Below are 24577 nucleotides of genomic sequence, written 5' to 3' on the forward strand. Positions count from 1 at the left end.
CACTTATGCTGTTCCGTATACAGCAGTAGCGGTATAAAGAGTCTCGAAAACTCGTTTAATTAATTTGGGGGTGACTTCACACTGACCACTGGCATATGTGATTGAGCCTTGCACTTGACCTTGGTCATTGACCAAGTTTCCAACACTTGAACTAATTGGCGTATCTGTAAGGTCCACATAATCTGTCGATCCTTCAGGTGCGCTTACAGGGATCTTTAAACTCACACTGTTGGGTTGAATGGCTGATCCGGTACCAATGGTAAATACAAGTTTTTGCCCAGCATCTGGTTCAATATTTGTTCTATTTTGAGTTTGCTGTGGTCCAAAGTTATAGGTCACAACAAAACTAGTATTTTTCTGTGGCAATTTCACAGGGATGATTTCACCAATACCGGTTGTGTAATTAATTGAACCTGTTGCATCCCCTGTAAATTTACCTTGTGCATTGCTGACAGCTTTTTTAGCAACACCCTCAAGCAACCAATCTACAGTTACACCTGGAGCAATCCCCTCTTTTTCTAACTGAAAAGAGAACTTTGCTTTATTCACGGGCAAATCAGAACGTGTGAATGTGACGATTGGCGTTCCCCACAATAACAATATTGGTGAGCCAACATCTGGTAAGGCGCCTGCTGTAAGAGTCCAAGATCCTGTTTCATAATTGATTCGACCTGAACCAAATGAGGTGCTTGAACCTTTTAACTGCCCCGAACCATCATCTTTTAACTCATAGAACTTACCTTGAGCCATATAAGAAATGGACAAACTTCCTGGTGCAGGAATTGGAACTAAAACACCTGTCCAGTTTGTGCTTTGATTATTTTGCGTGACTGGAATGGAATAGCTTTGAAAATATTGGCTAGGTGCTGCAGCAGGTGTAAAGGTAATAGCTAGTGTTGTATTTCCAGTCCCTGCTGATGCTGTCCATTGAATTAAGCCGCGCTGATAATCAATTGTTCCAACCTGAGTGCCCTGTACATTTTTAAGCAATCCGCCCTGATCTATAACCTGCTGACCAAACAGAGCGAATGAAATACTTGAAGGCATTATACTAGAACCAATGTAGAGGTTTTGGCTTGTACTAACTGTTGTCACAAAATTTGCAGAAATTGCGCCTGAATTACCCGGCACTAAAACAACACTCTCACCTGCAGCATTTACATCAACAATTGGTGATTCAGTTTGCGCTGATGGAATAAGCTGAGTAAACACTTCGCCCACATTAACTGTGTATTCACCTAGTTGTGCATCTGTCTTTAGCTTTTTTGATGAATAGTACAGACCTGTATCAGCAACCAGTGTGTCACGTATAATGGTTTGGCTTTTCTCGCCTGAATACCATTGTTTAGCAGAAAGTCCGACATAATCTTGATCAAGCGGATCGTTCAGAGAATAAGTTGCAACTTTATACTCAACCTGTTTACCATCCACAATCATGATTGCAATACGAGTTTCAACTTTGGTAATTCGTACATATTGCTCATGTTGCAGCGCTTTCCCTTCATTCGATACAAGTACAATCGTATCACCCACAGAAGATTCAACCTCTTGCGGAAACATAACCGCTTGAAGGATCTTCATGCCTTGATAGTGTGTGTCCTGTGGAATACCCGCCATTTGACCACCTTTAGCCAAATAGTTTTCAATGCGGTTCTGTGCTGATTTACGCTGATCTGTCCAACTTCTTGTACTGAATAAAAGTGCTGACACATTCGGATCTTTCGGCAATTCAGATACAAAGACTGTGGCACCCATAAGTTTATCAGTATCAGCAGTTGTGACAGCTGGAAAAATCTTTCTTAAAGACACATTACCCATGGTTCGGTCAAGTTCGGATATATCATCAAATAGATTGTTGCTTAGACCGTCAACAATGATTTTTCCATTGTATTTGCCGCCACCATCATCATTATCAGTCATCCGCTCAGGTTCATAAATCACCAAGTCTTTAGTTTCAATCGGCATCGCTTAACTCCAAAAATCGCAAAGTCACGTTATATTCGTCATCATCCGAAATAGATGGATGCTCAAGCACTGGACTCGCCTCAATTGCTTTGTCTTGATGATTGAACAAGACATTAAACTTTCGTTTATCATGAAAATAATTAAATTGAAGTTCGAATTTTTCTTGCAGAACTGACCAATCTTTTAACTTGCTTACAACATGACGTTTAAGCCACGCCATGCTTTTATCAGCAGTCAAAGTGATTGGTCGTCCTGACTTTTTTATGCCCTCTTGAATGATGAGTGCACCGTCTACAGCACGATCCTGCTTTTGTTCAATAGGGTTCCAATCAAACTCATCAGACCATAAAAAGCCGTCAGACAATGTGACGGCTTCAGATGTACTTTTTCGAACTAGTTTCATGATTATGTACTCTTTTTAATAGTTTCCAACTCACTCAAAATTGAATTGAGGTTTGTTTCAGTTGAAGGAGATCCATAAACAGTTGCCTTATTCTTTCCAGTGCTAATTTCATACTTCACTGTCTTACTTGAATCACCAATACCCATTGTTGATGATGAATTTCCAGCATATTGAGTATATTTCTCCAATTGTTCTCGAACATAGTTTGCGTTTGAAGTACCTCCACCGCCTCCTGCAAATGATCCAACAACATCCAAACCATTTTTTGCAAGCCAAGAAGTTGATGCATTTCTATATCCATCACCCAACTTTGAGCCCTGAAGAATATTTTTGGCGATTTCGGCAGCTTTTTTATCGTCGTAACCCATTGCTTTAAGTTCAGCTTCAACTTCAGACTGATTAAATGCCAATCGAGTTTTTTCACCTTGGGTTGTTGAATGCATACCACCTTGCTGAGAATCCAAAGCCTTTGCCCAAGCCTCAGATGAAGAAAGGGCTTCTTCTCGGGCTACTTCACCCATGCGACGATAAGCATTCGTTACACCATTTGATACTCTTGAAGCGTGATTGTCAGCAGCTCTATTCATCTCATCAAACGATTGAACTGTGGCTTTGCCTGTGTTGTCTATTTGCACAGATAAACCAAGCGATGCAGCTTTAGCCTGAGCTATCGCGATTTGCGACTTATCACCAGTTGCAATCACACTATTCAACATTTGTGTGTAGGCTTGCTGAATACCCTCTGCTGTAGCTTGACCGCTTTTTTGAACAACATTGAACTGCGATGTTGCTGTTTCTGCTGCCAAGGTTAATTGCTCTTTCGTTTTTATACCAAGAGCATTAAATGCAGCCAAAACTGGATTTAAAGAACCACCTAATCCATTTGCTTTTTGCTCAATCAAACTTAAACCATAAGCTGCTTGTTCACCAGTGATTAAGCCTTGTTTCGCAAGTTGCTCAAGTTTGCCTTTTGCATAATCAAGCTCTTGACCAGTTTGAGCGGTATTAATCGCTTTATTCACACTCTCCGAAAGCGCTAATCCTGTATCAATACCTTGCTGCTTAAATTCATCAAGATGATCTACAACAACTTGAATATCATTAGATGCTGACTGAAATGTTTTAGAGAATCTGCCTTGCAGTTGTTGAGCATCTAGACCTGTTCTTTCTAAAGCTAAACCCATCACAGCTTTTGTTATTTCAGCACTTTTCTCAGCCTCTTTAGCAGTACCAGCGAATGCTGCTTTAGCATTGGTTTGGAATACAACTAAATCTTCATTAACCAAAGCGTTTCTAAGCACATCCTGAACATCTTTCGCAGTAGCTTTACCTGTTTGTTGTAAATAATTTAAAGCTGATACAGCGTTATTAATACCTGCTGTTGAATCAAATTTCATTGATTCGCTAACTTCTTTCAAAGCTTCTGCTGACTTTTTACCTGCAGTAATCAAGCCATTAAATTGCGTGACTAATTCTTGAGAGGTTTTGCTCAAACCATAAGATTTATTGATGCTCTCTTGTGCAAGTCTATTATTTTCAGCTTGCAATTCAGCTCTAACTTTTGCCTGGATGGCTTCATTCTTTTGCTGTTGCTCTAATTTTTCTATGGCATCACCATAGCCCATTAGTTTTGCAACACCCTCACCAATAGCTGTGCCAAATGGCTCAAAAACTGTTGGAACTAATACGCCGATTGCTGTAATTGCGACACCTAAAGAACCAAGACGCCCAATCATCGTCATAATTCCACCACTAGCACCTGTAGCAGCCTTTGAGATATTGGCTGATGTATTACTTGTAGCAGCATTGTTAGCGAGTTGAGCTTGAGTGTTTGCAATCACTGCTGTTGTTTCCTGAGTGATTGCAAGTGATGCCGCCTTTACAGCAGTTGCTTTGTCTAGGAACACTGATGCGATATTCAGTGCTTTGTATGCAACAAAAGCTTGCGTTGCGAGCTTGAGTGTATTGAAAATACTATCTAGGTTTTCAGCAACCCAGTTTAATGCTTCAGCAACTTTTGCACTTATACCTGTGCTTTGGTCTAGTTCACCTACAAATACCGTCCATGATGTTTTTAAATTCTCAATTGATCTACCAATTGTCACAGGGAATTGAGAAAATTCCTTTTGAATGGTTTCTGACTGACCAAGGATAGCTTTAGTCACAACCTCGGTTGTAAGCTTACCCTCACCAGCCATATTTCGAAGCTGACCAGTTGTTACTTTTAACCCATCAGCTAGTGCTTGTGTTAATCGTGGAGACTGCTCCATCATTGAGTTAAACTCATCACCACGAAGAACACCGCTCGCTAAAGCTTGTTGTAGCTGTGTAATTGATGCTTCTGCACTTTCAGCACTACCGCCTGAAATTTGAATCGCTTGGTTAATTGTAGTTGTTAACCCTAAAACATCCTTTTGCGGTATTTTCATTTCTTGCCCGATTTTCGTTAATCGAGCATACAAATCTCCAGTAGCTGTTAAATTTGAGTTTGTTGTTTTTGCAATATTAATGACATCATTTAATGCTTGCTTTGCATCACCATGACTTCCAACTGCGATTTTGATACGAGTATTTAAGTTATTCCACTCATCAGCGGTTTTTGCAATTTCCATTGCAGAAGTCCCAATCCCCAAAGCAGCAAGTGCACCAGCTACCGCACCGAAACCCGTCTTAAGTCCTGATAACCCGCTATTTAGTTTTTTACTAGCATTATCTGCTTGATTTAACTCAATGCTTGTTTTATTCAGTGAATCATCTAAGGAACTTATTTGGTTCGCTGTTTCTTGAGATTCGTTTCCAAGTTTATCTAATTGCGAGTTAAGCGAGCTAACATCTTGTTGGCTCTTCTTAGCATCATTGCTGAGATCGTCAGAAACAGCATCTGCTGTTGCTTTATTTGTTTCTTCTGAAGTCTTTTTTAGTCGTTCTGCTTCTTTTTTTATTGATTCCAGTACAGAATTAACTGAGCTTTCAGATTGCTTTACAGCACTTACTAGCCCTTTATTATCACCTTCTAGAATCAATTTAAATGTTAAGTTTTGACCAGCCATAACTTTTCCTTGGGTAATAAAAAAGCACCCTAGGGTGCTTTAAATGTACCATCTTTCGAGTTTCTACAAACTTCCATTAAATGTGTCGATGTTTCCGCACCACTTGATAAAACAGGATACTGTCCTAATTTCTGATAATGCTTTAAACCATTAGCTATACATTCTGTTTCATAGTCTTTTGTGGTTTTTTGGGTTTTTGCCCCACCATTGATATAGGTATCAATGAAAGCATATAAAACCAAAATTACAACAGCACCAATAACCCCTAACACACCTAAAAAAATTAAATCCCCAACGTCAGAAGGTTTATTGCTTTTACAGAGGCTAGATGGTTTAACCTGACTGCTTCCGCAATTCTCACAAACCCCAAGTCCTGTTCTGCGCCAAATCTCATAAATGATTGCAGGTATAAAAAAGAAGATAGCTAGAATTAAGGTAATTAAAAAATTACCACGTTTTTTAGCCCAACCAATATGACCGCAGTTGTTGCAGTTAACGCATTTATTTGCCATTGCCCACTCATTATCATATGAAACTTTAACTATAGTTCGCCACCCTAGGGCTCTTTTCAATACTTAAGACGGAATATATCTTGTACCACATCTCAAGCAGATCCATGTTCTTATATAGTTGCTTTCTGCATTTTTATCTTTCGCACTCATTCTTTTGTACAATTTAATTAGACCATAAGTCAACAATGCTAATAATGGTGCAGTAATAACAAATGTTCCCAACCCTTTGAAAAATGTTGGTGCAGAAAATACACTTACTACAGCAGCAAATAGTGGTATCCAAAGCATTAAAAACACTACAAATATAACAAGTTTTGGTACAGAGCTTTTTTTAGGTGGTGCACATGTAGCAGCTAGATTAGATTGTGACGTCGATGATCCTTTACCACCACCTGCAGTTATACGCCCACTACTGGACACCCCAACACCACTAAATCCACTCTTTCTATTTCGAGTGCCACCAGACCAAACCATGCTTAAAGTTTTGGTATTTGATGAATTGCAACTAGGGCAGTTCATAATCAACGCTCCCACTGAATTCTATAGATTTTACCCTCTAAAACAGTGATGGTGTATTTCAAGCCATCAATGCTGTAATAAAAGTCAGTGAAGAATACCAATTTACCTCGAGCATCTCTGCCTGAGTATTCATATTTACCATCTGGGCGTCCAAGTTTAGACATCATTGTCCCAACAGAATCATTATATTCAACAATATCAGTGGTAGTTCTAATGCTTCGAGCATCAACAGCAAAGGCATTCGCTGAACTTAAGAGTGCAAGTGTTAATAATAATTTTTTCATGAATATCCCCTCATTATGAGAACAGGATATATTTCGAATGTTTGTTGTGCAATGTGAATTTTAAATAGATTTCATCTCTTTATTATATTTTTCGAATCTTTTAGCGTCTGCATGATAAGACACTCGCATAGCACCACTAAAACTTAATATTGAATTTCTTTCATTACGTTGTGCAGCTTTTAAATATTCTATAAATGTGCCAAAGCTATAATCCAAAATATCTTTATGTCGATGCCCTTTGCTGATTAAAAACTGAAATGAATCAAACCAAGTATTTTCTGATTTATTATTTTGGCTTTTTGAATCCTCTTGATCAAAATATGCTTTATTTACATTAAGAACATTTCTGAAAATATCCAAAAATACATCAGCTTCATTGTTCATTAAATCTGAAAAATATTTAACATCATAGATCGTGGTAAACGAACAAAGCATTAAAGGCGAAACAATATGCTGTTTTACAATTGATTCAATATTTTCTTTTGAATAATCATTATTTAAATCTTTGCGAATAATTTCAGCAAACTGAGACCATTGATCCAAGTCTTTTACCGTTATTTGTTTTAGCTCTAAGTCATGAACATAAATGGATCTATTGGAAGCAAGAAAAAACTCATTCATTTTAAATTCCTAAATACAGGCACAAAAAAAGACGCATTTGCGCCCTATGTGCCTGTAATTAAATTATGCTGCTGGAATCGTGACTACATGACCATATAAGCCAAGCGTAGGATCTAAGCCTTTTTCAGCATCTGAAAGCGCTTGACCTGAAATTTCATATTGACCAAGTTCTTCGTGAATGAGTGGAAAAGTTGTTTCAGGTGACTTTTTAGTGCGCCACAAACGTACTGCCATATTTTTACCTGTAGCAGTATTAATTCCTTTAAAGAACAATTCATATTCTTTATTGAATTCACTTGCGATTGTGGTATGACTAACAACACCAGTTGTATAGCTAGCTGTAATGGGATCTGCGATCGCTTCATTAAAAATTACAGTTCCAAAGACTGCATCAAGCACATATTTATCGGCTGTAATTGCTGTTGAGCCTGCTTTAAATGAAACCTGAGTCAGACTATAACCATCAAGTTTGATTTCATTACCTGCTTTAACTGTTCCTAATGCCTGATCAGTAACAACCTTGCTTGCAATTTCAGATTTCATACCTGACAAGATGTATTGCATATTGGCTTCATCTACTTCTTCAAGTTGCCCTTTGAAATTAACACCTGTTGTCTTGGTTAATACAAAATCCGTGGTCCGTTGTCCTGATGTGCTTTCCTGGTGTTCAACTTGGTCTGTAGTGATTTCAAGCTCAAATTCAGGTACGTTACCAAGATGACGCATGCCACCAGCAACACCATTTGTAATTTCAGATAAGTAAAATTTACCTTGCAGCGAAATATATTTTTTAGCCATCTGTTTTGACCTCTTTTGGTTTTGGTTGCGCAGATGGCTTCACTTCTTCAATGATCTTATCTGCTTCTAATTGTTTAATCTGGTCATCTGATAGACCGCCCACAATATCGCCTTTTTCAAAGCGACCTACAGGCTGTAATGCTTTATATGTTTTCATAGTCACCATGATTTAATCATTTGTGCTTCAAATAAGAATGGGAAGAATGCACGACCTGACACTGTAGATTTTCCAACAGGCACACCAGCATCAACACGTAGAAAGCGTTTATAGCCCACAATATCTGGTTGATAGCCTTGCATTGCTCTAAGAATTTTTCTGATATACGGATCAGCTAGTTGACGTATAGACATTGTCTCGCTTTGCTGAGCAGATGCATCTGAAACACCAAGTGCAATTAACCATTGTTGGTATATCGCATTTGCCTTGCCATCTCCTGATGTATCAGAGATGCGATCACCCACATAAATAATGCCAATTCCCACATCACTCACAATAGATTCAAAGAGATCATCCACGCTGAATGGCGTAACGATTTCCTCAACCTCTGGTATTTCCGCTTTGATACGCTTCAAAATATCGTCTTCTAGCGCAAAATAATTATCAATGTTTTGCATCAGTTAAAACCTTGTATAAGTATTCCTCAATTTCAAAGAGTATTTCTTGTGAATCATCGACAGAAATTCCCATATACGGACGAGGTGGAATATATACAGCTTTGATCTTTCTCCAACCACCCATAGGTGTTCTAAATACTAAATACTTTCCTGATTTTGGCTTAATGGTTCCACCAAAATGTAAGATAGGTGCATATTTAACATTGGTGCCGACAGAGATTTTATTACCCTGAACTTTTGCAAAAATTGAATTATACAAACGCCCATTGTCTCTTAAAGTTTGTCCACCTTGAACCTTCGCTCGCCATGACTTTTGCCAAGGCTTGTCATCAGTACCAATGCCTGTTTTTATTCGTTGCTGAACATTAAAAACAAGCAGGTCTGAGATGTCATACCATAGCTTTGATGGGTCATCTACACGATCAAGGACTCGTCGCATAAACTCTTGCAACTTCTCCTGACCATGCATTTGGATTGAGTCCGCCATAGTTAAATACTCGGCATGTTATTCAAAACATCGTCACCAAATACACCACCACGATAAGTAGTACCTATTGGCGCAGATGCTTTAACCTTTTTGGGTCGTGTTACTTCCTGTGTCACTTCACTCTTAATTAGAAGTGTTGCTTTACCTTCTGAAACCCGCTTTAAAAAACTAATAGCATCCTCATATCGCTTTCTTATTTCTTCATTTGTGTTTTGTCGATGAAGAAGATAACGAGCAATATCACAGATATAAATTGTTATATTTTTAGGCGGTGACTCTAGCGGAACCTTGTACATCACACCAATGAAGCCATCGGCAATATCGGTTGCATCTTGTATATAGGATTCTACAGATTCATTTTCGGTGAGGTTTCTTTCTAATTGAGTGATGTGATTCAAGCCGTAACGCAACACCATGTCATCACGGCTTGCGTACATAGCACACCTTATTTTGTAGAGGTTAATTTCACCAAAGCTTTCGGCTTAGCAACCACAGGCAATTGGTTTGACTGGACATGCAAATCAAAACCACGATCGAACTTTTTGGTGTCTTGTTTTGCGTAATACGGTAAAGCAGAGGTATTCACTGTTTCATTGAAATCAGCAGGTGCCAAGGCATTCAAAAATACATCTTGTGTACCAGTTGGGTAAGCATGACCTTCTTTCACGCCGATTAATGGCACATCGCCAACTTTCTGGCGATTCACCATAAATTTGATGCCGCCAAATTCAAAGCCTGAGGTGTTTGATTTACCTAAACGCTGTTCAGCAGCAGACCAGTTTAAGAAGACTTCTTTCACATTTTTATGTGAAGTTAATGCATCGTAAAATTGACGATCTACCTCGGCTTCAACTGTTGAATAAAGTTCTTGACCTAAACCATCTTCGATGAGATCAATTACATCTTGGCACTTCGCCAATACGTTTGTTGTAGCTGTGCCAAGTTCGAAATCTACAGTTTGACCTGTTAAACCGAAGTCGGTGTAGTAATCAACAATCACTGTACCATCGGCATCCAAGACAATACCTTGCTTTGCTTTAGTGCGACGATAAGCAAGAGTTGTGTCGATTTTGTTTTTCATCATTTGCAGCTTATCAAGCACTTTACCTTGAACTGTTTCTGCAGCAGTTGAACCAAATGCACGCACACCAATCACATCAGATGCAAGAACTGTGTCTTCAAGTGGCATATGAGGAATAACCCACGATTTAGCTGTACGCTTTCCACTTGAGTTTTTAGGTGCAACACCGCCCCATTCAGTTGTCGGTACTAAAATTGAACTTTCTGCATAGAATTCCACAGAGAAATTGTTTGTAGTGCCTGGAATGCTGCGGAACAAATTAATGTCATTCGGATTACCAATTCGTGTTGGCAAATTAGTAATTGCAGCACTTAATTCTTCTGTTGTAAAAATCATTTCATCCATTTTTTCACCTTATGCTGAACGAACAGCTGTAATACCAAGTGTTTTAAGACCCGCAACAACTGTTGCCAAATCATCCGCTTCAACATTTGTGAGTTTTTCAGGCACAATTCGAGATTGATGCGCAAGGATAACGCCTTTGCCCTTTTCTGCAGCAGTCTTAACCCCACCAATGCAAATACCAACCACTGCACCTTCACCCGTAAATGCAATCGCATCGCCTGAAGCATTGAAAGATACTGGTTGACCATCTTTAATGTCTTGGCTAGCTGCTACGCTTACATTTTCACGACTTGGACGATGATTCCCCTCAAGCTCCCAAGCCAACCAGTCAGATGTCACACCAGCTTTTTCTACTGTTTTAACCATTTTGTATTCACCTTATTTTCGTGATGCTGCCATATCAGCTAAAGTTTTAGGCTGACCTGCATTGAATTGATTTTGATTACCACCATCCGCTTGGTGTTCTTTCATCCAAGTTGGAAGTGGTTGTTTTTGTGGTTCAGTTTTTGTTGAAAATTTACGTAGCTGAGTTGCAGAGAATACAAAAGCTTTTTCATCAAGCTCCTTCATTTCCTTAACTTCGTCATCTGTAAATTCTTTACCAACATCTTTGGCAAGTGCTGCAATCGCGTCATTACGCTTATCTGCTGCAAACTGAGTTACCTGCTGCTTTAGGGCTGCAAGTTCAATATCTTGCTCAGCAATGCGAGCTTTGGCTTGTTCTAAGTCCACATTTGTGTCCTCTTGTTGAATTAAATTTGATTTAGCTGAAAAGGCTTGGATTGATGTTTGAGTATCTGCGCCAATTCCACAGATAGTGATTTCGTGCACGCGAACATTTCTGAAAACATGCAATGGACCAGTAAACTCTTGCCCATTCACGAATACAGTCTTACCTGCTGAAATTTCTTCAATGCTTTCAGGGTCAGCCCACCAAGACATTTGGAAAGGGTATTCATCATCAATATCTGCAACAATTTCTTGGGCTTTCTTATTTTTTAGAAAATAACCTTGAGCCTGAAACTTATTAGAAATATCAAATGAGGTCGCAACACCAATGCGTAGACCACCAAAATGTTCTTCAACCAAACCAATTTTTGGCTTTAGTTGGATGTTCTGAAGATCAATAACAACACCGCTGCGCCCCCAGTAATAGTGGTTATCTATCCGACCACCGCTATACACTTCAGCATCAAACTTGCGTCGGCTTTTTTCATCTTCACCATTTACAGATATGGCTGTATTTAAGGCCGTAAATTGAAACTTGGTGCTTTCGTTTTCTTCCTGTTGCATTTTTTATGCTCCAATAAAAAACCACCCATTAAGGTGGTCTTGAATTTTCAATAATTTAAACACTGTATATTGTATTTCGGGCTATAAATAACCGAGTCGCTTTCTCTTCAGTACGCTTGAGAATGATTGATTCACTTGTCACATCAACAACTTGTAAATTCAAATCAGGTGCCAATAATGCACCATCTAAACCTTGAATTTTAGATAGATCAATCGCATGGCCTTTCATATCTAAGATAGTGATCGTTTTACCCGCACTCTCTGCGGTTTTAAACAATGTAGGCGTTTGAATACCGATCACATTACCCTTCTGCAAATTGAACGAATCAAAACCTTTGATAGAGTTACCTGTAAGCTTATTCTTTAAGCTTTTAGCCTTACTTAAAATAGAATCAAAGGCCTTAGAAATCTTGTTCCAAATGGAGTTCGATTTCTTGTCATGTGTCTTTCGAATTAAAACTTCTTTTGCTAGTTCAGACAATGACTCATCATCCTGCGCAAACTCAAATGTAATACGTGCATCACTCGGGTTTACATCAAGCTTAGAAATAGCTTCATCCAAAATCTTTTTATTTGAAGCATCAAGTGGCTTTAAGGCATCAATTACAGATTTATTAGCAGACTGCTCAATGACCGCATCCTCTCTAATCTTTAAGAGCTCTTGCGCTTCAGTATGATTGATAAATGGATCATCTAATTTCTGATCAATCACCTCATTTAAATAAGTATTTTGCTTAAACGGATGATAATCCCAATCATATTTGTTTTGAGGCAAATCAACCAATTGATCATCTGGTGTAATTCCAATTCGATCAGCCATTTTTTCAGTCAATGATTCAACTGTGCAGCGACACTGAAAACCATTCGGCGGATAGTATTTATTCCAAAAATCATCATCAATATGTCGAATTATGTCGTTCAATACTAAATGAGTAGGTCGAGTACGATTATCAATGATGGCTGAATAACGCAAATATGGACGTGATTCCTTATTTCCCTGCTGCTCCAACCACCGACCATAGGCATAAGCATTCTGAATATTGGTTCTATACACATTTGCTAAATGATGATCAGAAAGTTCAATACCCTGTTCTTCGACTTGCTTTTTAAAATCATTGAATGTACTTCCACTTTCAATGGATTTGGTTGCTAAGTTAAGCACTGTTTTAATCTGCTCAAGTGAAGCCAATCGACTAATTGTGGCAGCATTGGATCTTGCGTGAAGATCCATAGTGTAAAAATCATCAGGCAATACTACTTTGCGATTTCTGGCATACTCAAGAGAGGAACTATAATCCACGACGGTTACCCCCTTTTGTTTGCCTGCACATACCCAATAACATCAGCTTTAAACAAAGCCTTTGCAAGATTGATTTCAAACTCTTCCAAAGTTGCACCTTTACTGGCTGAGTAGAGATTTTGCATCAACTCATCTTGGGAGTTTGAATTTTCAACAATCTTTTCGATATCTGAATCACTCAATAGTTTAGAGCTTTGCTCTTTAATCAAACTATCAATTTCTTGCTGGCCTTGATTAGTCTTATTGACTGTTGCTGCGAAACTAAACGCTGTTTTCGGAATCGCTGTAAATTGACTAGGTAATTGCTGTGACTCTTTCAAATCACCATCTTGCAAGCCATATTCACGAGTCCAATATTGATTAGTAAATTCAGCACCAGCGTTTTTAAGATCAACATCTCGTTTTGCCTGTGCTTCATTGAGCGCCTTATCATCACCAATAATGATTTTATGGTGTGACCATTCATTCAGGGTGCACATTGCATTAATAATCATTTGAAGTGTTGGTGTTACAAGTCGAATATCGGATTTTAGTTTATCTTTTCTAACATTCTCATGAACTAAACCTAAAGCCCTAGATCCGTTACCGTCTGTACCACTTGTAAGTGTTTGCCCTAAAATTAACTTTTGAATTTGACGCAAAATTACAGTGTGAAAAGTATCGAAAGCAGCACCAGCATTACCTTGTGTATTGCTAAGGATCTGGACATCATCACCAGCATCAATGGAAATTACTGATTGTGCGTGTGCTGATAGCAACGCATTGTTCATTGCATCAATATCACCCTCATCATCAGAACCGTTACTTGATACCTTACCAAGCAATATAGGTGTTCCAAAACGCTCAAGGAACTTGGCCCAAAACTTAAATCCATTTTGTTTAAAAAAGAATAACCAATACAAAGAAGATAGTAACGCCTTACCATAAGGTTGTTTGTATGTTGCCTTTCTTCGAGTTAAAAAGAATTTGATAGTCTGGTCTATTTCTCGTTCTACACCTGTTGAATCTGGTCGGTAGATTAATCGTCCATCATTCTTTGGCTCAAACCACTCCATAGGCTTTTCGCCGATCCAAGTTAGACCAATGTAGCCATCTTTATAATCCCAATTGGCTTCTTGAACTGAGTATCCATAAAACAAGGCATTTAAGGAGCTTGTAGCAATCTCGCTAAACCACTCTTGCATCTCTTGCATGAGATATACAGCTTCAGGTGTATCACTTGGTTCAATGCGAAATGGAGTAGCAAGCAAGGCATCTAATCTTGTCTCAGTCGCCTGCCCAATCTCATCATCATCCAGCAATACATCAAGGTTGTGACGTTGAATCCCTGCCTTTCTGAGTGTTTTATCAATATCGGGTAGACGCCCGATATTATTAAAGAATTGAGTAACAGCCTCATGTGTATTTAGAGAACCGCCAGACAAAGCCTTATTCTTTACCTTGTCTTTTTTTGACTTTGCCATAATTTCCTCAATATGTTCTTGAGCCTGCGCCCTTTGGTTTTGCTCGCTTCTTGGCATCTAAAAGATAGTTGTAGCCATCACTCAATCCATCAACCTGATCATCGTATTTTGCATTTGGAAAATTTCGAAGCTCATCAATTAAGGTTTTATTCCAAGGACCGCGCAGCATCTTTACATTCCCGACATTCACTTGAGCCGCGAAAGGCTGTGCCCGTGTAATCTTGTCACCTGAAACTGTTTCCACAACAACGCTAAAGCCTGCCAGCATTGTGATAAAGCTTTTAGCTTGTGATTTACCAGCTTGACCAGGATCTTGGGGAAGTCGAATAACAACTTTCTTCCCATCTATCTCTGCGGTTTGCTTAATTGTTCTGTTGACACCATCTGGTCCCCACTGACCATGCACCATATCAACGATGTAAATAATATTGTCTTTACCCTTAACCATTCTTGGGCCTGCTGTGAAATCCCCTTCATTTTCAGAAGAAGCTAAATCCCAAGCACGTACTTCTTTAAGAATTTCAGAAGGAAGAGCGTCAACAATTTCAATATTATCAGGCTTAAAAAAACCACCTGCCGGTGGTGATGGTCTTTGCCGATACTGCCCAGAAAAGACATAAGGTGCTGCAAGCTCCATTCGATTAAGTTCTTGAATGGTGTGTTTTTCAGGCCATAGTGCCGATCCATCTGGTTGAATAGCTGACAGCTCTAAATGCTCCCAGACTTCGCCATTACCACCATCTAGTAACCATCCCGCCAAATCTTCCTCATGTAGGCGCTGCATAATCAAAATAATAGGTGTATCAGGTGAGTTGGTACGAGATTCAAGTGTATTCTGAAACCATTCAATTACGCTTTTACGGATCGTATCTGACCTTGCTTCACTTGCTTTATGAGGGTCATCAATAATAATGGCACCGCCAAAAGTATCACGAAGCTTTCCTGCACCAAATCCTGTAATCGTTCCTCCAGTACCTTGGGAGTAACAAACACCACCATCCGATGTTCGCCAATCATCTTTGGCTTTACTGTCATCACGTAATGTGAGATTTGGGAACACCTTTAAATACGCTTCTTCTTGTACAAGATTGCGAGTTTGAAATGCATTGTTAGCTGCGAGAGTTGCAGAATAACTAACATGAATAAACTCACTATCAGGAGCCTTACCAAAGCACCACGCCATAAAGTTAATTACAGCTAATTCTGTTTTAGAGTATCGTGGTGGGATATTGATAATTAATCGCTTAGTTTCGCCACGAAACACTTTCATTAAAGCATCACAAACGACCCTATGGTGCCAGTTGTGCATCCATTTGTATTTGCGTCGCTCCTTAAACATGTATTTGGAGAAAAAATACAGATCCTCTTGTGCTTCAACCTGTATTGCCAAGTCTCTCGCATTAGAATTCATTTAGAATCTCCTTGCGAGCCTCCTTAAACTCTTCAATTGAAACACTCGCTTTTATATCAATAGGTGCGCCATCTTTACCTGTATGCTCATGCTTCACTTTCTCGCTCAGCATTCCCAAGTGCTTCATCATCAACTCAAGTGATTTGTTAGCACCACTCTGATCAAACTTGTATTGTGGAGCCACATTGCCATCTGGACCCTCAATAAAAACAGGGAAACCATCACGGTCCAATACTTCTTCTGACTGCATACAGCGCTCTGCAACCGATTTGAGATTTTTAAGCACATAATAAGCATCAATACCAAGCTCTTTAATGTGCTGAGACTTCAAGAAATCAATTCTTTCCTGAACTTCAGGTCGACTAAATACAACCCATCCATGCTGACGTGCTGACTTCTCACTAAACTTCGCTCTAATCGCTGCTTTAGTGATATTTAGATCAATCAAATACTCATGACAAAACAATTCATGTTGCTTGTTTTTAAGTGGCTCACTCCCTTTCGGAAGCTCAATTTCTTCCATAAAGGAATCTCCAATAAAAAACCTCCCGAAGGAGGTTTTGGTTATTAACCAACTAACTGCTTACGAAAGGATTTATTGATCATTTCTTTTATATCATCTTCTAAGTTAGCTTCAAATATTAGAATAATACTTGCGAATTCAAATTCATAAGACGACTTATCATATTCTTTACTATTAAGATAAAGATCTAGATTTCCGCTTTTGCTAATGTTTTGAAATACCAATTCATAATCATGGCAAATATTAGTTAGTATGTATTCTTTTGATTTCATTATTATCTCTATAATTAATTTAGAAACAATAAATTATCAACTTATCCAAGTAAGATCAATCACAACCGACCTTGACGTTTATACTTACGTCTTTTGGCTTGGCTGATCTTATTGGGTTTTGATTTTCCTTTTACTGGCTCTCGCCACGTAATTGAATCCCAATCACTTGCACGTCTCTGTGCAGGTTCGGCAAACGCTGCGCTCATACCCAATGCTGCTAATACAATTCGACCTAAACGCATGGCTTTCTCCCAGACAAAATAAAACCCCTTTCGGGGCTAAGTAAAATCTATATTTGATCAATCATCTAAATATTTCTGAACTAATTTATCTATATCGGATGCACGCTCTCCCAATGCTTCCTTGGTGTCATGTGGGATACGTGGGTCTGCATAATAAAAATAAAATTCATGCTGATAATTGCAAACATAAAACCCAATACCACACCAATGAGAATGCAAATGAATGTTTTCATGCTAAGGCTCTAATTTTCCACATTTCCCATGCAAAAGTTATCTCATGTGAAACATTGGTTTCGAGTTGCGAATCAAGATACTTCTTTTTTGGAAAGAATCGATCAGCATCTTTGTTATATTTAATTCGATCAAAGACTTCAGATGGGCAAGCTTTTTTAAACATTTTTAATTCCTTCTTTTTATTCATCTGTATTTACCCATGCATCTTGAATCTCAAACAACAAAAAAGCCCACATTTCTGTGAGCTTAAATCTATTGTTGGTCTGTACTGTATAGAATGACCAGTCTATAAAAATACTACCTTATATGCCGTTATTTTGTCAATTAAGCTTTTCGCATATCTTTTCGATAGATATCCGCGTAGAAATCAATCTCATCTTTCATGTCATTCAACAAACTCTCAACCATAAACTCCAAGTATGCATAGTTCTTACGGTATGTTTCAGGCTTCACTTCTTTCAAACCAAAAAACTTAAATTTTTCTTCAGTCGTAAATCCATTAATTCCACGCAAATTAAAGAACAAAGCCATCTTTGCTACTTTGAATGCAAATGATTTAAGGTCGAATCTGATGCGTTGCACATCCTTTGCCAAAGCCTCATATAAAATTGCTGCCAAATGATGATGTAAAGTGTGATAAGCCATTGTGTTATCTCTATAATCACCCCACACCAAAAGCTCACAATATGCCTTTGTTGCCTTATCTTCAATTGAAGCTATTGCACCGCAGCGATCCTCCCAATTAGGCGCATCACCACCAGTCGACGCAGTAGAGATCTCATAGTTTGCTGTTTTCGCTCTCATTTGCTGTCCCATCCATTCCAAATTCGATAACTTCTCTGCCACTGCGTTCATAATTGCCCCTTAATTCATACCTAGAGTTTTTAAAACTAATTTATGTTTTAACTCTTTGTTTTCTTTCTCGAGCGCATTGATCTTTTCAAGAAGATCGTTTTTGTCCTGTGTAATTCGTTCCAAGTTAGTAAGCCCAGAACATGAAATCATGGCTCCAACTTGTTGATTGGATAACAGCTCAATTCCATACTTAATGGTTTCCTCCTTAAACTTACTTCCCATTAACTTCTCTAACTCAGCTCTTTGCTTTCTAACTGATTCAATATCCATAACTCTTAAACCTCTAAAATCTCAATCCCATGCACTGACATCATCAAGTGCTTTTTGATTCGATACTCAGCAAGACTTCTTGAAATCTTGCTTTTGACATCTTCAACTACTTGGCACCCATTTTTGATATATACAAAATCCGCTACATAACGAAGCGCTGGCTTCTTCCGTGGTTCATTGCTAAATCTGACTGACTCAGCTAATACAAACACGTATTGCGTCTGTAGCTCTCTGATTTCCCCTGCACGCTCAAGAATCTTCAACTCTCGATAACGTCTAGCTTCTTTGACTGAATCGAACTTTAGACCATCGCATTCGATAGTCTTGTTCTTGTATTTTGATTGTCTTGATCTCGCCACTGGCTTCGACTGCGTTTGCCACCCTTTAGGAATTTGCATTTAACCCCCCAATCAATTTAGTTAATGGCTCTTTGAACAAATGAGCTAAAACCAGAACCGTCATGCAAATCCAAAATATTGAATCACACATGCTCACCTCGCAGGGCTTTTTCCAAATCTCGAATAATGCAATCCGTTACGACACGAACACCTTTGTCATACAAATCCATTTCTTTGAAATTGGTCATTGATTCTTTTAACTCAATTAATACTTGTTCAACTGCTTTGAGTTTTTTGTCTTTCTCTTCAACCTCAGCCTGTCGGGATTGCATCTTTTCGCTTGCACATGTTTGAAATGCAACAAACCACATCTTGAGCCAATGATTAGCTGTATCACGCATCACTATTGCATCTGCTCGACCATTATCAAATTCAGGATTGAGCTCATATTCCATTGAGAAAATATTGAACGAAAGAACCTTGTGATGATCTTTAAGATCGGTTTTTTCTAAATTTACCAATATCTCACGCTCAAATAACCAAAGAGTGCGTTTTAGTCCTGTTTCTTTTGGCTCAAACTTATCCATGACGTTCTGCCTCCAAATCCTTGACAATCGTACTAGGGCTAACGTGATTGCGAATGTCTGTGACGTGGTCTGTGGTGTCATGTTTTGCAATGGCGGTGCGGAGGTCGTCTATCTGAATAGGGTGAAATCCAGCAGCCCTAAAATACAAACCGTCGTTGTCTGTTAAATTCCATTGATCATGAAAGCCATTGTGAAACATGAATTGAGGTGATTCACGAAAGTAATAACCACCTTGATAGCTTTCAGCATTGGAAGGTGCTTTGGAAACAATCTCTCTCATCTGCTCAATCGTTAAGTTGTTGTTTATCGTTGTCATAGTGTCACCTCATAATTCGACTTAATGCTGTAACGTCCACTTGTCTGCTTGTTGTAATGAATTGGATAACAAGCCTTGCATGGTGCTTCGTATTGTTTTTTCTCACCCATCTTGTTTTTTCTTATACGATGAAAGAAAAACTCATCATCGAGTGGATAATATTCATCACAACAAATACAAAGTTTTTCTGTGCCAAGTTCGGTTTCAATGTATTTAGGTTTTGATCGACTCACAGCCCACCTCCTAACACCAAACCAGATGGACGAGAATTCCCTTTGATATCAAAATCAACAGCTTTCATTTTTGCTTTAAGTGCAGACTGTTGATTACTGATCGCTTTCGCTTCTTTGCAAAACTCACAACGGCATTTGTGTTTGTTGTATGCGTAAACAGTGCCGTGATTAATTATTGGTTGGTACTTCAAGCCTTCTAAATCTTCGCACCAGTCCATCGTGTATTGATCTCTCATGACAACCCTCCAATACGGCACATAAATTCAATCTCAATACCGCCATAACTTGGTTTATCAAATGTTTTAAGCTCTTTGCGAATAACAGATTCAATATGCTTTCTTGTTTTGGTGTTGAATTTGAATGCTCGCTTCAAAAGCAATTGACCATTGTTGTTAGCCATTACTGTGAACTGCATTTGTTGTTCATTAATTTCAATTACTTGCACTTGAACACTCATACCGACTCCCCTTGCATCATCCGTTGATCACCCCAGTTACACTCAACCAGTGTCAAACCGCCCTGTTGGAATCTTGACCATAGACGATCGCCTAAATCTTCTTTGAGTTGTTTGAGAGTGAAATTTGATATCAGCATTGTTGATTTCATTGCGTCATAACGTGAATACAAAACTTTGTGAACAAGCTCTTTGCGCTTTTCACGGTCATGCAGTCCATATTCATCAAGAATGAGTAAATCGTACTGAGTGAACTCATAAATCAATGATTGCTCTGATTGATCTTTAGTGTCCTTATCCCATGCATTCATGATCTTCTGAGCCATGAATTCACTTGTGATATAACGCACATAAATACCCTTGTTCAGAAGCGTTCTAGCTGTTGCACAACTCAGATGTGTTTTACCTGTACCTGTTTTGCCCGACATGATGAAATTGCGCTTATCACCTGCGATCATTAACTTGGCAAAAGCTACACTTTGAGATAGCGCATTTTCTTGACCAGGTAATGCTGGATTCACGTTGTAATTCTTAAATCCAGAATTTTGATGACGTTCAGGAATCATGGCACCTGCAAAATGATTATCACGAACCATTTTGTGAACTTCTTTGTGATGCTCTTGGTTTACTTGTTCAACATAGGCTTTTGCACATAAGGGGCAAATTTGATTTGGTCCTGCCTGTACTTTTTGAACATTGTGTTCAGCGCAATAAGCACTTACTTTTTGAAACTCCATTGAGGTCATAGCATTCATATGAAGTCCTCTGGTATTTCAACGTGTTCAACTGGTCCGCTAAATTGAGGAATATCAGCCCATGCATCATTGACGTTTAGATTTGAAGGTCGAACATTTGAATTTGATTTTTTGTTTTTAGAAAAATCACCTTTCACCCATTTCACGAAGTTTGAATACATCTTTGAGTCACTGACTGAATCAGATCGAATTTGTCTTTCGTAATGAGCATTGACTTCAAGAAGTGTGTTTTCCATTTCACTTTGAGTTAATGATTTTTCACCTGCTCTCTGTAACCAAGAATTCAAAGAATCTAAATTTGGTTTCCAAAGATTTAAGATTTCATCAACTGAGTTTTTTGACGAATTTTCTATTGTGTGTGTTTCTTTAATATTTTCTTTAAGTGTTTCTTTAATAGTGCCCCGTTCAACGGTACTAGTCTCGTCACCATTAAAGGTACTAGTCCCATACCGTTCAACGGTACTACCCATAATTGGTACTAGTCCCGTTTGTTGGTACTGGTTAAGTGTCAAAAAATACTCATTAAGACATCCAGTTTTTCGAACAACACTGATTAATTTTGCATCTTCAAGTTCGCTAATACTCGACATAACTGTGTCGCGTTTTTTAATTCCGCAATACTTTTGAAACTGAGTAATTGCAATAGTGTGAGAAGTACGATCAAACCCTATAGTTTGACGCACAATAAACATAAGGCATTTGAATGCTTTGTCCTTTAACTGCGCCATGATTAGGTCATCAATTAAAGAATTAGGCATCTTTGTATAGCCCTCATCTTTGTTTGACATGACTTGTCGCTCTTGTTTTGGAAACGAGATAACTTCACCTTGTGGGCTATCATGTTTGTGTGCTAAATTTGTCATATTCAATCCTTGCAAGTGTTTGAATTACTAAAAGCCTGATCTTGACCATCAGGCTTTTTTAATGTCTGGACTTCCATAGCCCAACTCTTCCTTTCTCTCACTAATTTCGTGATGGAAAAGGTCATCCACTGATTCAACTCTGTTGATGTAGCATTTCATCATGTGAAACATTGAAGCTGCTGTTTCACGGTCTAAGCTTTCATAAGTTTTAGGAACAACCTTGAATCCAAGAAGGCTCAATAAGACGCAAGCGTTTTCAATTTCAGTCAAGCCATTGCTTTTCTTGTCATTTTTCATTCTTGAGAGTGTGCTTGGATCCACTCCTAAGCGCTCTGCTAAAACACTGTTGTTTGCCTGTGCAAGCGCATTAAATACACGTGTTATGTCATTTCTAGCGCTTGCAGACATTTCAATTAATAATTTGCTCATGGTGGTTCCTAAGCGACTAAGGTTGTTTTTTTACTTACTGGAATATTTGATTCCACATTTAAAAACTTCTGGTATCCATCTGGAACGCCATCTTTTCTCCAAAGAGAAACAGTTCCTTTAGAAAACCCAAGTAAGTCTGCTAATTCGCTGTCGTTTTTGCAGCTATACCGATGAAGCAGATGGTCAACGGTGAATTTAAAAAGGCTCATAGAGTTAAACCTTACCCAATTAAAGTTTAACCTATTAAACAATATAGTTTAAGACCTTGTCAAACAAAATGTTTAAAATATTAAACAATACATAGTGGTTATTTGAGATGAACAAGAGTGTTGTTGAAACGGTTGCTAGTCGCATAAAAAGCAGAATGGATGAGCTTGGCATTAAGCAAGTCGATTTAATTAATAAAGGTGTGGCAAGTAAGGGGACAATTTCCTTGTGGCTATCTGGTGGTGCAGAACCAACAAGAGAAAGACTTGTTAAGTTGGCTGAACAGTTAAAAACAACTGAAAAATGGATATTAACAGGTGGCGACATGAACAGTCGCTTTGATGACTCAATAGACCTAAATCCTGTTGCATCAGTTATTTATGCTCCTGTAATCTCATGGGTACAGGCAGGAGTATGGACAGGTATGGAAAATGTCGAGTTAGTGGGAGATGAAGAAAGGCTTCCTTTGGTACCAGGTGCAAGTGCAAAGAGTTTTTATTTAAAAGTGAGAGGTATTAGCAATGCTCCTTATTTTTTAGAAGATGAAAGGATTTGTGTTGATCCTGAGATTTGTTTTGATGATGTACAAACTGGTGAGATGATTGTAGTTAGACGAGGCAATGAAGCAACATTCAAAGCCTTATTGCGCAGTGAAAATAACTTATACTTGAAAGCTTTAAATAAAGAATGGCAACCAAATGTGATGCTGATTGATGAGGATTGTACTTATATTGGCAAATATGTTGGCTCATTTAAGCCTGCTGAGAGATTCTCACTAATCTAAATAAAACTAAATTAAACTTTTACCGCCTTTAAGGCGGTTTTTAATATTTAAAATCTAATAAATCAAACATTAATAAAAATATTGTTTAATTTCTTAAACTTTTCTATTGACTAAAATGTTTAATCCATTAAACTAAATCTCACACCCACTCACCAGAGATAAAAATGGATATTCAAAATTTACGTTTACAACTCCTTCAGTTTTCAGGCGGTCAAATAGAACACGCTCAAGCAATGGAAAAATACGTTTTTGAAGGTACTGGCTTAAATCAGCAAATGGGCGAAGCAGTAAAAACTGCGGATGTTGGTGAAGATCCAGTGGATGAAAAGTGCGGATGCTTGATCTGCTTAATCAAAGAATTTCAAAAAACCTTTTTAATTTTAAATAAAAAAGCGCACTGACCTCGAACCCAATGCGCTTTTCCAAACAACAGGTGAATTATGAAACAAACCGCATCCCATAGTCAAACACCGCAGTTCGGTGTGAACAAAAGTGCTACATCTGCACGACTGTACCAACACCCAACCTTAGAAGAACAACGTCCTACTGGTTGGAAAAATATCGTTAGCAACATTTCAATGATCACCGTTTTGGCTTTCTGCTTTGGTGGTTCTACATTTCTTTTGCTTAAAGGCTGTGCCGACGAACAAGAACGTCAAACCGCTGTCATTCAAGCTCAAATTGTCAAGGGTGGGAAATAATCATGGCTGATAAAAATCAAACAATTACTAGCTTCAAAGGTTTTGATAAAAATCTTCAATGCCGTGGCTTCCAATATGAAATTGGTAAAACTTACCACCATGAGGGTGAGGTAAAAGCTTGTGGTTCAGGTTTTCATGCTTGTGAATACCCTCTTGATGTTTTTGGTTATTACGCACCAGGTGAAAGCCGATTTGCAACTGTTGAGCAATCTGGTGATTTAAGTCGTGAAGATGATGGTGACAGTAAAGTTTCAAGCCGATCTATCACAGTGAAAGCTGAAATTGATATTCCATTCTTAGTCAAAGCTTCTATTGAATATACAACAAGCAAATGCAAACCAGTGGATAAGAAATCCCCTGCTTTTAG

Annotated in this window: 38 protein-coding genes; 4 read left to right on the forward strand and 34 right to left on the reverse strand. The window is 38.5% G+C overall.

The features are described from left to right. Positions 1-3 precede the first annotated feature (3 nt). The 34 genes from F938_RS05995 to F938_RS06155 form a co-directional block, all read right to left on the reverse strand. Entirely contained in the window at positions 4-1965 is a 1962-nt protein-coding gene (locus tag F938_RS05995) for a hypothetical protein (RefSeq protein ID WP_005030301.1), read from the reverse strand. Continuing rightward, positions 1955-2368 (reverse strand): hypothetical protein, encoded by a 414-nt coding sequence (locus F938_RS06000; RefSeq protein WP_005028978.1) that lies wholly within the window; start codon positions 2366-2368, stop codon positions 1955-1957. The genes F938_RS05995 and F938_RS06000 overlap by 11 nt, the downstream gene beginning before the upstream one ends. Positions 2369-2370: 2 nt before the next feature. Further along, on the reverse strand, positions 2371-5418 hold the full coding sequence (locus F938_RS06005; protein WP_005030304.1) for a tape measure protein: 3048 nt from the start codon (positions 5416-5418) through the stop codon (positions 2371-2373). Positions 5419-5447: 29 nt separating this feature from the next. Then, the gene (locus F938_RS06010) at positions 5448-5930 is read right to left on the reverse strand and encodes a Pmp3 family protein (RefSeq protein WP_005030306.1); all 483 of its coding nucleotides are present in this window, start codon (positions 5928-5930) and stop codon (positions 5448-5450) included. A gap of 63 nt (positions 5931-5993) precedes the next feature. Further along, positions 5994-6449, reverse strand: coding sequence for a hypothetical protein (locus tag F938_RS06015; protein ID WP_005030308.1), 456 nt, complete (start codon positions 6447-6449; stop codon positions 5994-5996). Positions 6450-6451: 2 nt separating this feature from the next. Beyond that, positions 6452-6733 (reverse strand): hypothetical protein, encoded by a 282-nt coding sequence (locus F938_RS06020; RefSeq protein WP_005030310.1) that lies wholly within the window; start codon positions 6731-6733, stop codon positions 6452-6454. Between the two features lie 60 nt (positions 6734-6793). Beyond that, positions 6794-7354: a hypothetical protein gene (locus F938_RS06025; protein ID WP_005030312.1), complete on the reverse strand. Its 561-nt coding sequence runs from the start codon at positions 7352-7354 to the stop codon at positions 6794-6796. A gap of 63 nt (positions 7355-7417) precedes the next feature. Continuing rightward, positions 7418-8152, reverse strand: a complete 735-nt coding sequence (locus F938_RS06030) for a phage tail tube protein (RefSeq protein ID WP_005030315.1) — start codon at positions 8150-8152, stop codon at positions 7418-7420. After that, positions 8145-8309 (reverse strand): hypothetical protein, encoded by a 165-nt coding sequence (locus tag F938_RS24470; RefSeq protein ID WP_167539459.1) that lies wholly within the window; start codon positions 8307-8309, stop codon positions 8145-8147. The genes F938_RS06030 and F938_RS24470 overlap by 8 nt, the downstream gene beginning before the upstream one ends. 2 nt (positions 8310-8311) lie before the next feature. After that, on the reverse strand, positions 8312-8767 hold the full coding sequence (locus tag F938_RS06035; protein WP_005030321.1) for a phage tail terminator protein: 456 nt from the start codon (positions 8765-8767) through the stop codon (positions 8312-8314). After that, positions 8754-9254 (reverse strand): phage virion morphogenesis protein, encoded by a 501-nt coding sequence (locus F938_RS06040; RefSeq protein ID WP_005030323.1) that lies wholly within the window; start codon positions 9252-9254, stop codon positions 8754-8756. The genes F938_RS06035 and F938_RS06040 overlap by 14 nt, the downstream gene beginning before the upstream one ends. Before the next feature lie 2 nt (positions 9255-9256). Further along, on the reverse strand, positions 9257-9691 hold the full coding sequence (locus F938_RS06045; protein ID WP_005030325.1) for a gp436 family protein: 435 nt from the start codon (positions 9689-9691) through the stop codon (positions 9257-9259). Positions 9692-9699: 8 nt separating this feature from the next. Beyond that, positions 9700-10680, reverse strand: coding sequence for a major capsid protein (locus F938_RS06050; RefSeq protein WP_005030327.1), 981 nt, complete (start codon positions 10678-10680; stop codon positions 9700-9702). Between the two features lie 9 nt (positions 10681-10689). Next, positions 10690-11046 (reverse strand): hypothetical protein, encoded by a 357-nt coding sequence (locus tag F938_RS06055; protein WP_005030329.1) that lies wholly within the window; start codon positions 11044-11046, stop codon positions 10690-10692. Between the two features lie 12 nt (positions 11047-11058). Continuing rightward, entirely contained in the window at positions 11059-11973 is a 915-nt protein-coding gene (locus F938_RS06060) for a hypothetical protein (protein ID WP_005030332.1), read from the reverse strand. A gap of 55 nt (positions 11974-12028) precedes the next feature. Continuing rightward, positions 12029-13273, reverse strand: a complete 1245-nt coding sequence (locus tag F938_RS06065; protein ID WP_005030334.1) for a phage head morphogenesis protein — start codon at positions 13271-13273, stop codon at positions 12029-12031. Positions 13274-13278: 5 nt separating this feature from the next. Then, on the reverse strand, positions 13279-14736 hold the full coding sequence (locus F938_RS06070) for a phage portal protein family protein (protein ID WP_005030335.1): 1458 nt from the start codon (positions 14734-14736) through the stop codon (positions 13279-13281). A gap of 7 nt (positions 14737-14743) precedes the next feature. Further along, positions 14744-16147, reverse strand: coding sequence for a phage terminase large subunit (gene terL / locus F938_RS06075; protein ID WP_005030338.1), 1404 nt, complete (start codon positions 16145-16147; stop codon positions 14744-14746). Beyond that, a complete protein-coding gene (locus F938_RS06080) occupies positions 16137-16670 on the reverse strand; it encodes a terminase small subunit (RefSeq protein ID WP_005030340.1) in 534 nt (177 codons plus the stop codon). Before F938_RS06080 ends, terL begins: the two co-directional genes overlap by 11 nt. A gap of 44 nt (positions 16671-16714) precedes the next feature. Further along, the gene (locus F938_RS06085; protein WP_005030342.1) at positions 16715-16942 is read right to left on the reverse strand and encodes a hypothetical protein; all 228 of its coding nucleotides are present in this window, start codon (positions 16940-16942) and stop codon (positions 16715-16717) included. Positions 16943-17001: 59 nt separating this feature from the next. Next, entirely contained in the window at positions 17002-17184 is a 183-nt protein-coding gene (locus F938_RS06090) for a hypothetical protein (RefSeq protein WP_005030344.1), read from the reverse strand. A 229-nt stretch (positions 17185-17413) separates the two neighbouring features. Further along, positions 17414-17581: a hypothetical protein gene (locus F938_RS06095; protein WP_005030346.1), complete on the reverse strand. Its 168-nt coding sequence runs from the start codon at positions 17579-17581 to the stop codon at positions 17414-17416. A 161-nt stretch (positions 17582-17742) separates the two neighbouring features. Further along, a complete protein-coding gene (locus F938_RS06100; protein ID WP_005030348.1) occupies positions 17743-18273 on the reverse strand; it encodes a hypothetical protein in 531 nt (176 codons plus the stop codon). A gap of 9 nt (positions 18274-18282) precedes the next feature. Further along, positions 18283-18543 carry a hypothetical protein gene (locus F938_RS06105; protein WP_005030350.1) on the reverse strand — a complete coding sequence of 87 codons (261 nt, stop codon included), beginning with the start codon at positions 18541-18543 and terminating at the stop codon, positions 18283-18285. Positions 18544-18548: 5 nt separating this feature from the next. Continuing rightward, entirely contained in the window at positions 18549-18941 is a 393-nt protein-coding gene (locus F938_RS06110) for a DUF1064 domain-containing protein (protein WP_005030352.1), read from the reverse strand. An 83-nt stretch (positions 18942-19024) separates the two neighbouring features. Continuing rightward, positions 19025-19468, reverse strand: coding sequence for a hypothetical protein (locus F938_RS06115; RefSeq protein ID WP_005030353.1), 444 nt, complete (start codon positions 19466-19468; stop codon positions 19025-19027). Beyond that, a complete protein-coding gene (locus F938_RS06120; protein ID WP_005030355.1) occupies positions 19461-19784 on the reverse strand; it encodes a hypothetical protein in 324 nt (107 codons plus the stop codon). The genes F938_RS06115 and F938_RS06120 overlap by 8 nt, the downstream gene beginning before the upstream one ends. Continuing rightward, complete coding sequence (locus tag F938_RS06125) at positions 19781-20017, reverse strand: hypothetical protein (protein ID WP_005030357.1); 237 nt, start codon at positions 20015-20017, stop codon at positions 19781-19783. Before F938_RS06125 ends, F938_RS06120 begins: the two co-directional genes overlap by 4 nt. Then, the gene (locus tag F938_RS06130) at positions 20014-20253 is read right to left on the reverse strand and encodes a hypothetical protein (protein WP_005030359.1); all 240 of its coding nucleotides are present in this window, start codon (positions 20251-20253) and stop codon (positions 20014-20016) included. The genes F938_RS06125 and F938_RS06130 overlap by 4 nt, the downstream gene beginning before the upstream one ends. Next, entirely contained in the window at positions 20250-20474 is a 225-nt protein-coding gene (locus tag F938_RS06135) for a hypothetical protein (protein ID WP_005030361.1), read from the reverse strand. The genes F938_RS06130 and F938_RS06135 overlap by 4 nt, the downstream gene beginning before the upstream one ends. Continuing rightward, positions 20471-21226, reverse strand: coding sequence for an ATP-binding protein (locus tag F938_RS06140; RefSeq protein WP_005030363.1), 756 nt, complete (start codon positions 21224-21226; stop codon positions 20471-20473). The genes F938_RS06135 and F938_RS06140 overlap by 4 nt, the downstream gene beginning before the upstream one ends. Continuing rightward, positions 21223-22089 (reverse strand): replication protein, encoded by an 867-nt coding sequence (locus F938_RS06145; protein WP_005030364.1) that lies wholly within the window; start codon positions 22087-22089, stop codon positions 21223-21225. Before F938_RS06145 ends, F938_RS06140 begins: the two co-directional genes overlap by 4 nt. 48 nt (positions 22090-22137) lie before the next feature. Further along, positions 22138-22518, reverse strand: a complete 381-nt coding sequence (locus F938_RS06150; RefSeq protein ID WP_005030367.1) for a hypothetical protein — start codon at positions 22516-22518, stop codon at positions 22138-22140. A gap of 8 nt (positions 22519-22526) precedes the next feature. Beyond that, positions 22527-22727 carry a helix-turn-helix domain-containing protein gene (locus tag F938_RS06155; protein ID WP_005030370.1) on the reverse strand — a complete coding sequence of 67 codons (201 nt, stop codon included), beginning with the start codon at positions 22725-22727 and terminating at the stop codon, positions 22527-22529. A gap of 107 nt (positions 22728-22834) precedes the next feature. Here F938_RS06155 and F938_RS06160 point away from each other — a divergent pair, with 107 nt between their 5' ends. The 4 genes from F938_RS06160 to F938_RS24475 form a co-directional block, all read left to right on the forward strand. Next, positions 22835-23509 (forward strand): S24 family peptidase, encoded by a 675-nt coding sequence (locus F938_RS06160; protein ID WP_005030372.1) that lies wholly within the window; start codon positions 22835-22837, stop codon positions 23507-23509. 164 nt (positions 23510-23673) lie between these two features. After that, a complete protein-coding gene (locus F938_RS06165; protein WP_005030375.1) occupies positions 23674-23910 on the forward strand; it encodes a hypothetical protein in 237 nt (78 codons plus the stop codon). Positions 23911-23949: 39 nt separating this feature from the next. Next, a complete protein-coding gene (locus F938_RS06170) occupies positions 23950-24210 on the forward strand; it encodes a hypothetical protein (protein ID WP_005030379.1) in 261 nt (86 codons plus the stop codon). A 2-nt stretch (positions 24211-24212) separates the two neighbouring features. Beyond that, positions 24213-24577, forward strand: a 365-nt coding sequence (locus tag F938_RS24475; protein ID WP_005030381.1) for a DUF7666 domain-containing protein, incomplete at its 3' end; no start/stop codon positions are given.

The sequence above is a fragment of the Acinetobacter bereziniae LMG 1003 = CIP 70.12 genome, assembly GCF_000368925.1.
GTDB classification, from domain to species: domain Bacteria; phylum Pseudomonadota; class Gammaproteobacteria; order Pseudomonadales; family Moraxellaceae; genus Acinetobacter; species Acinetobacter bereziniae.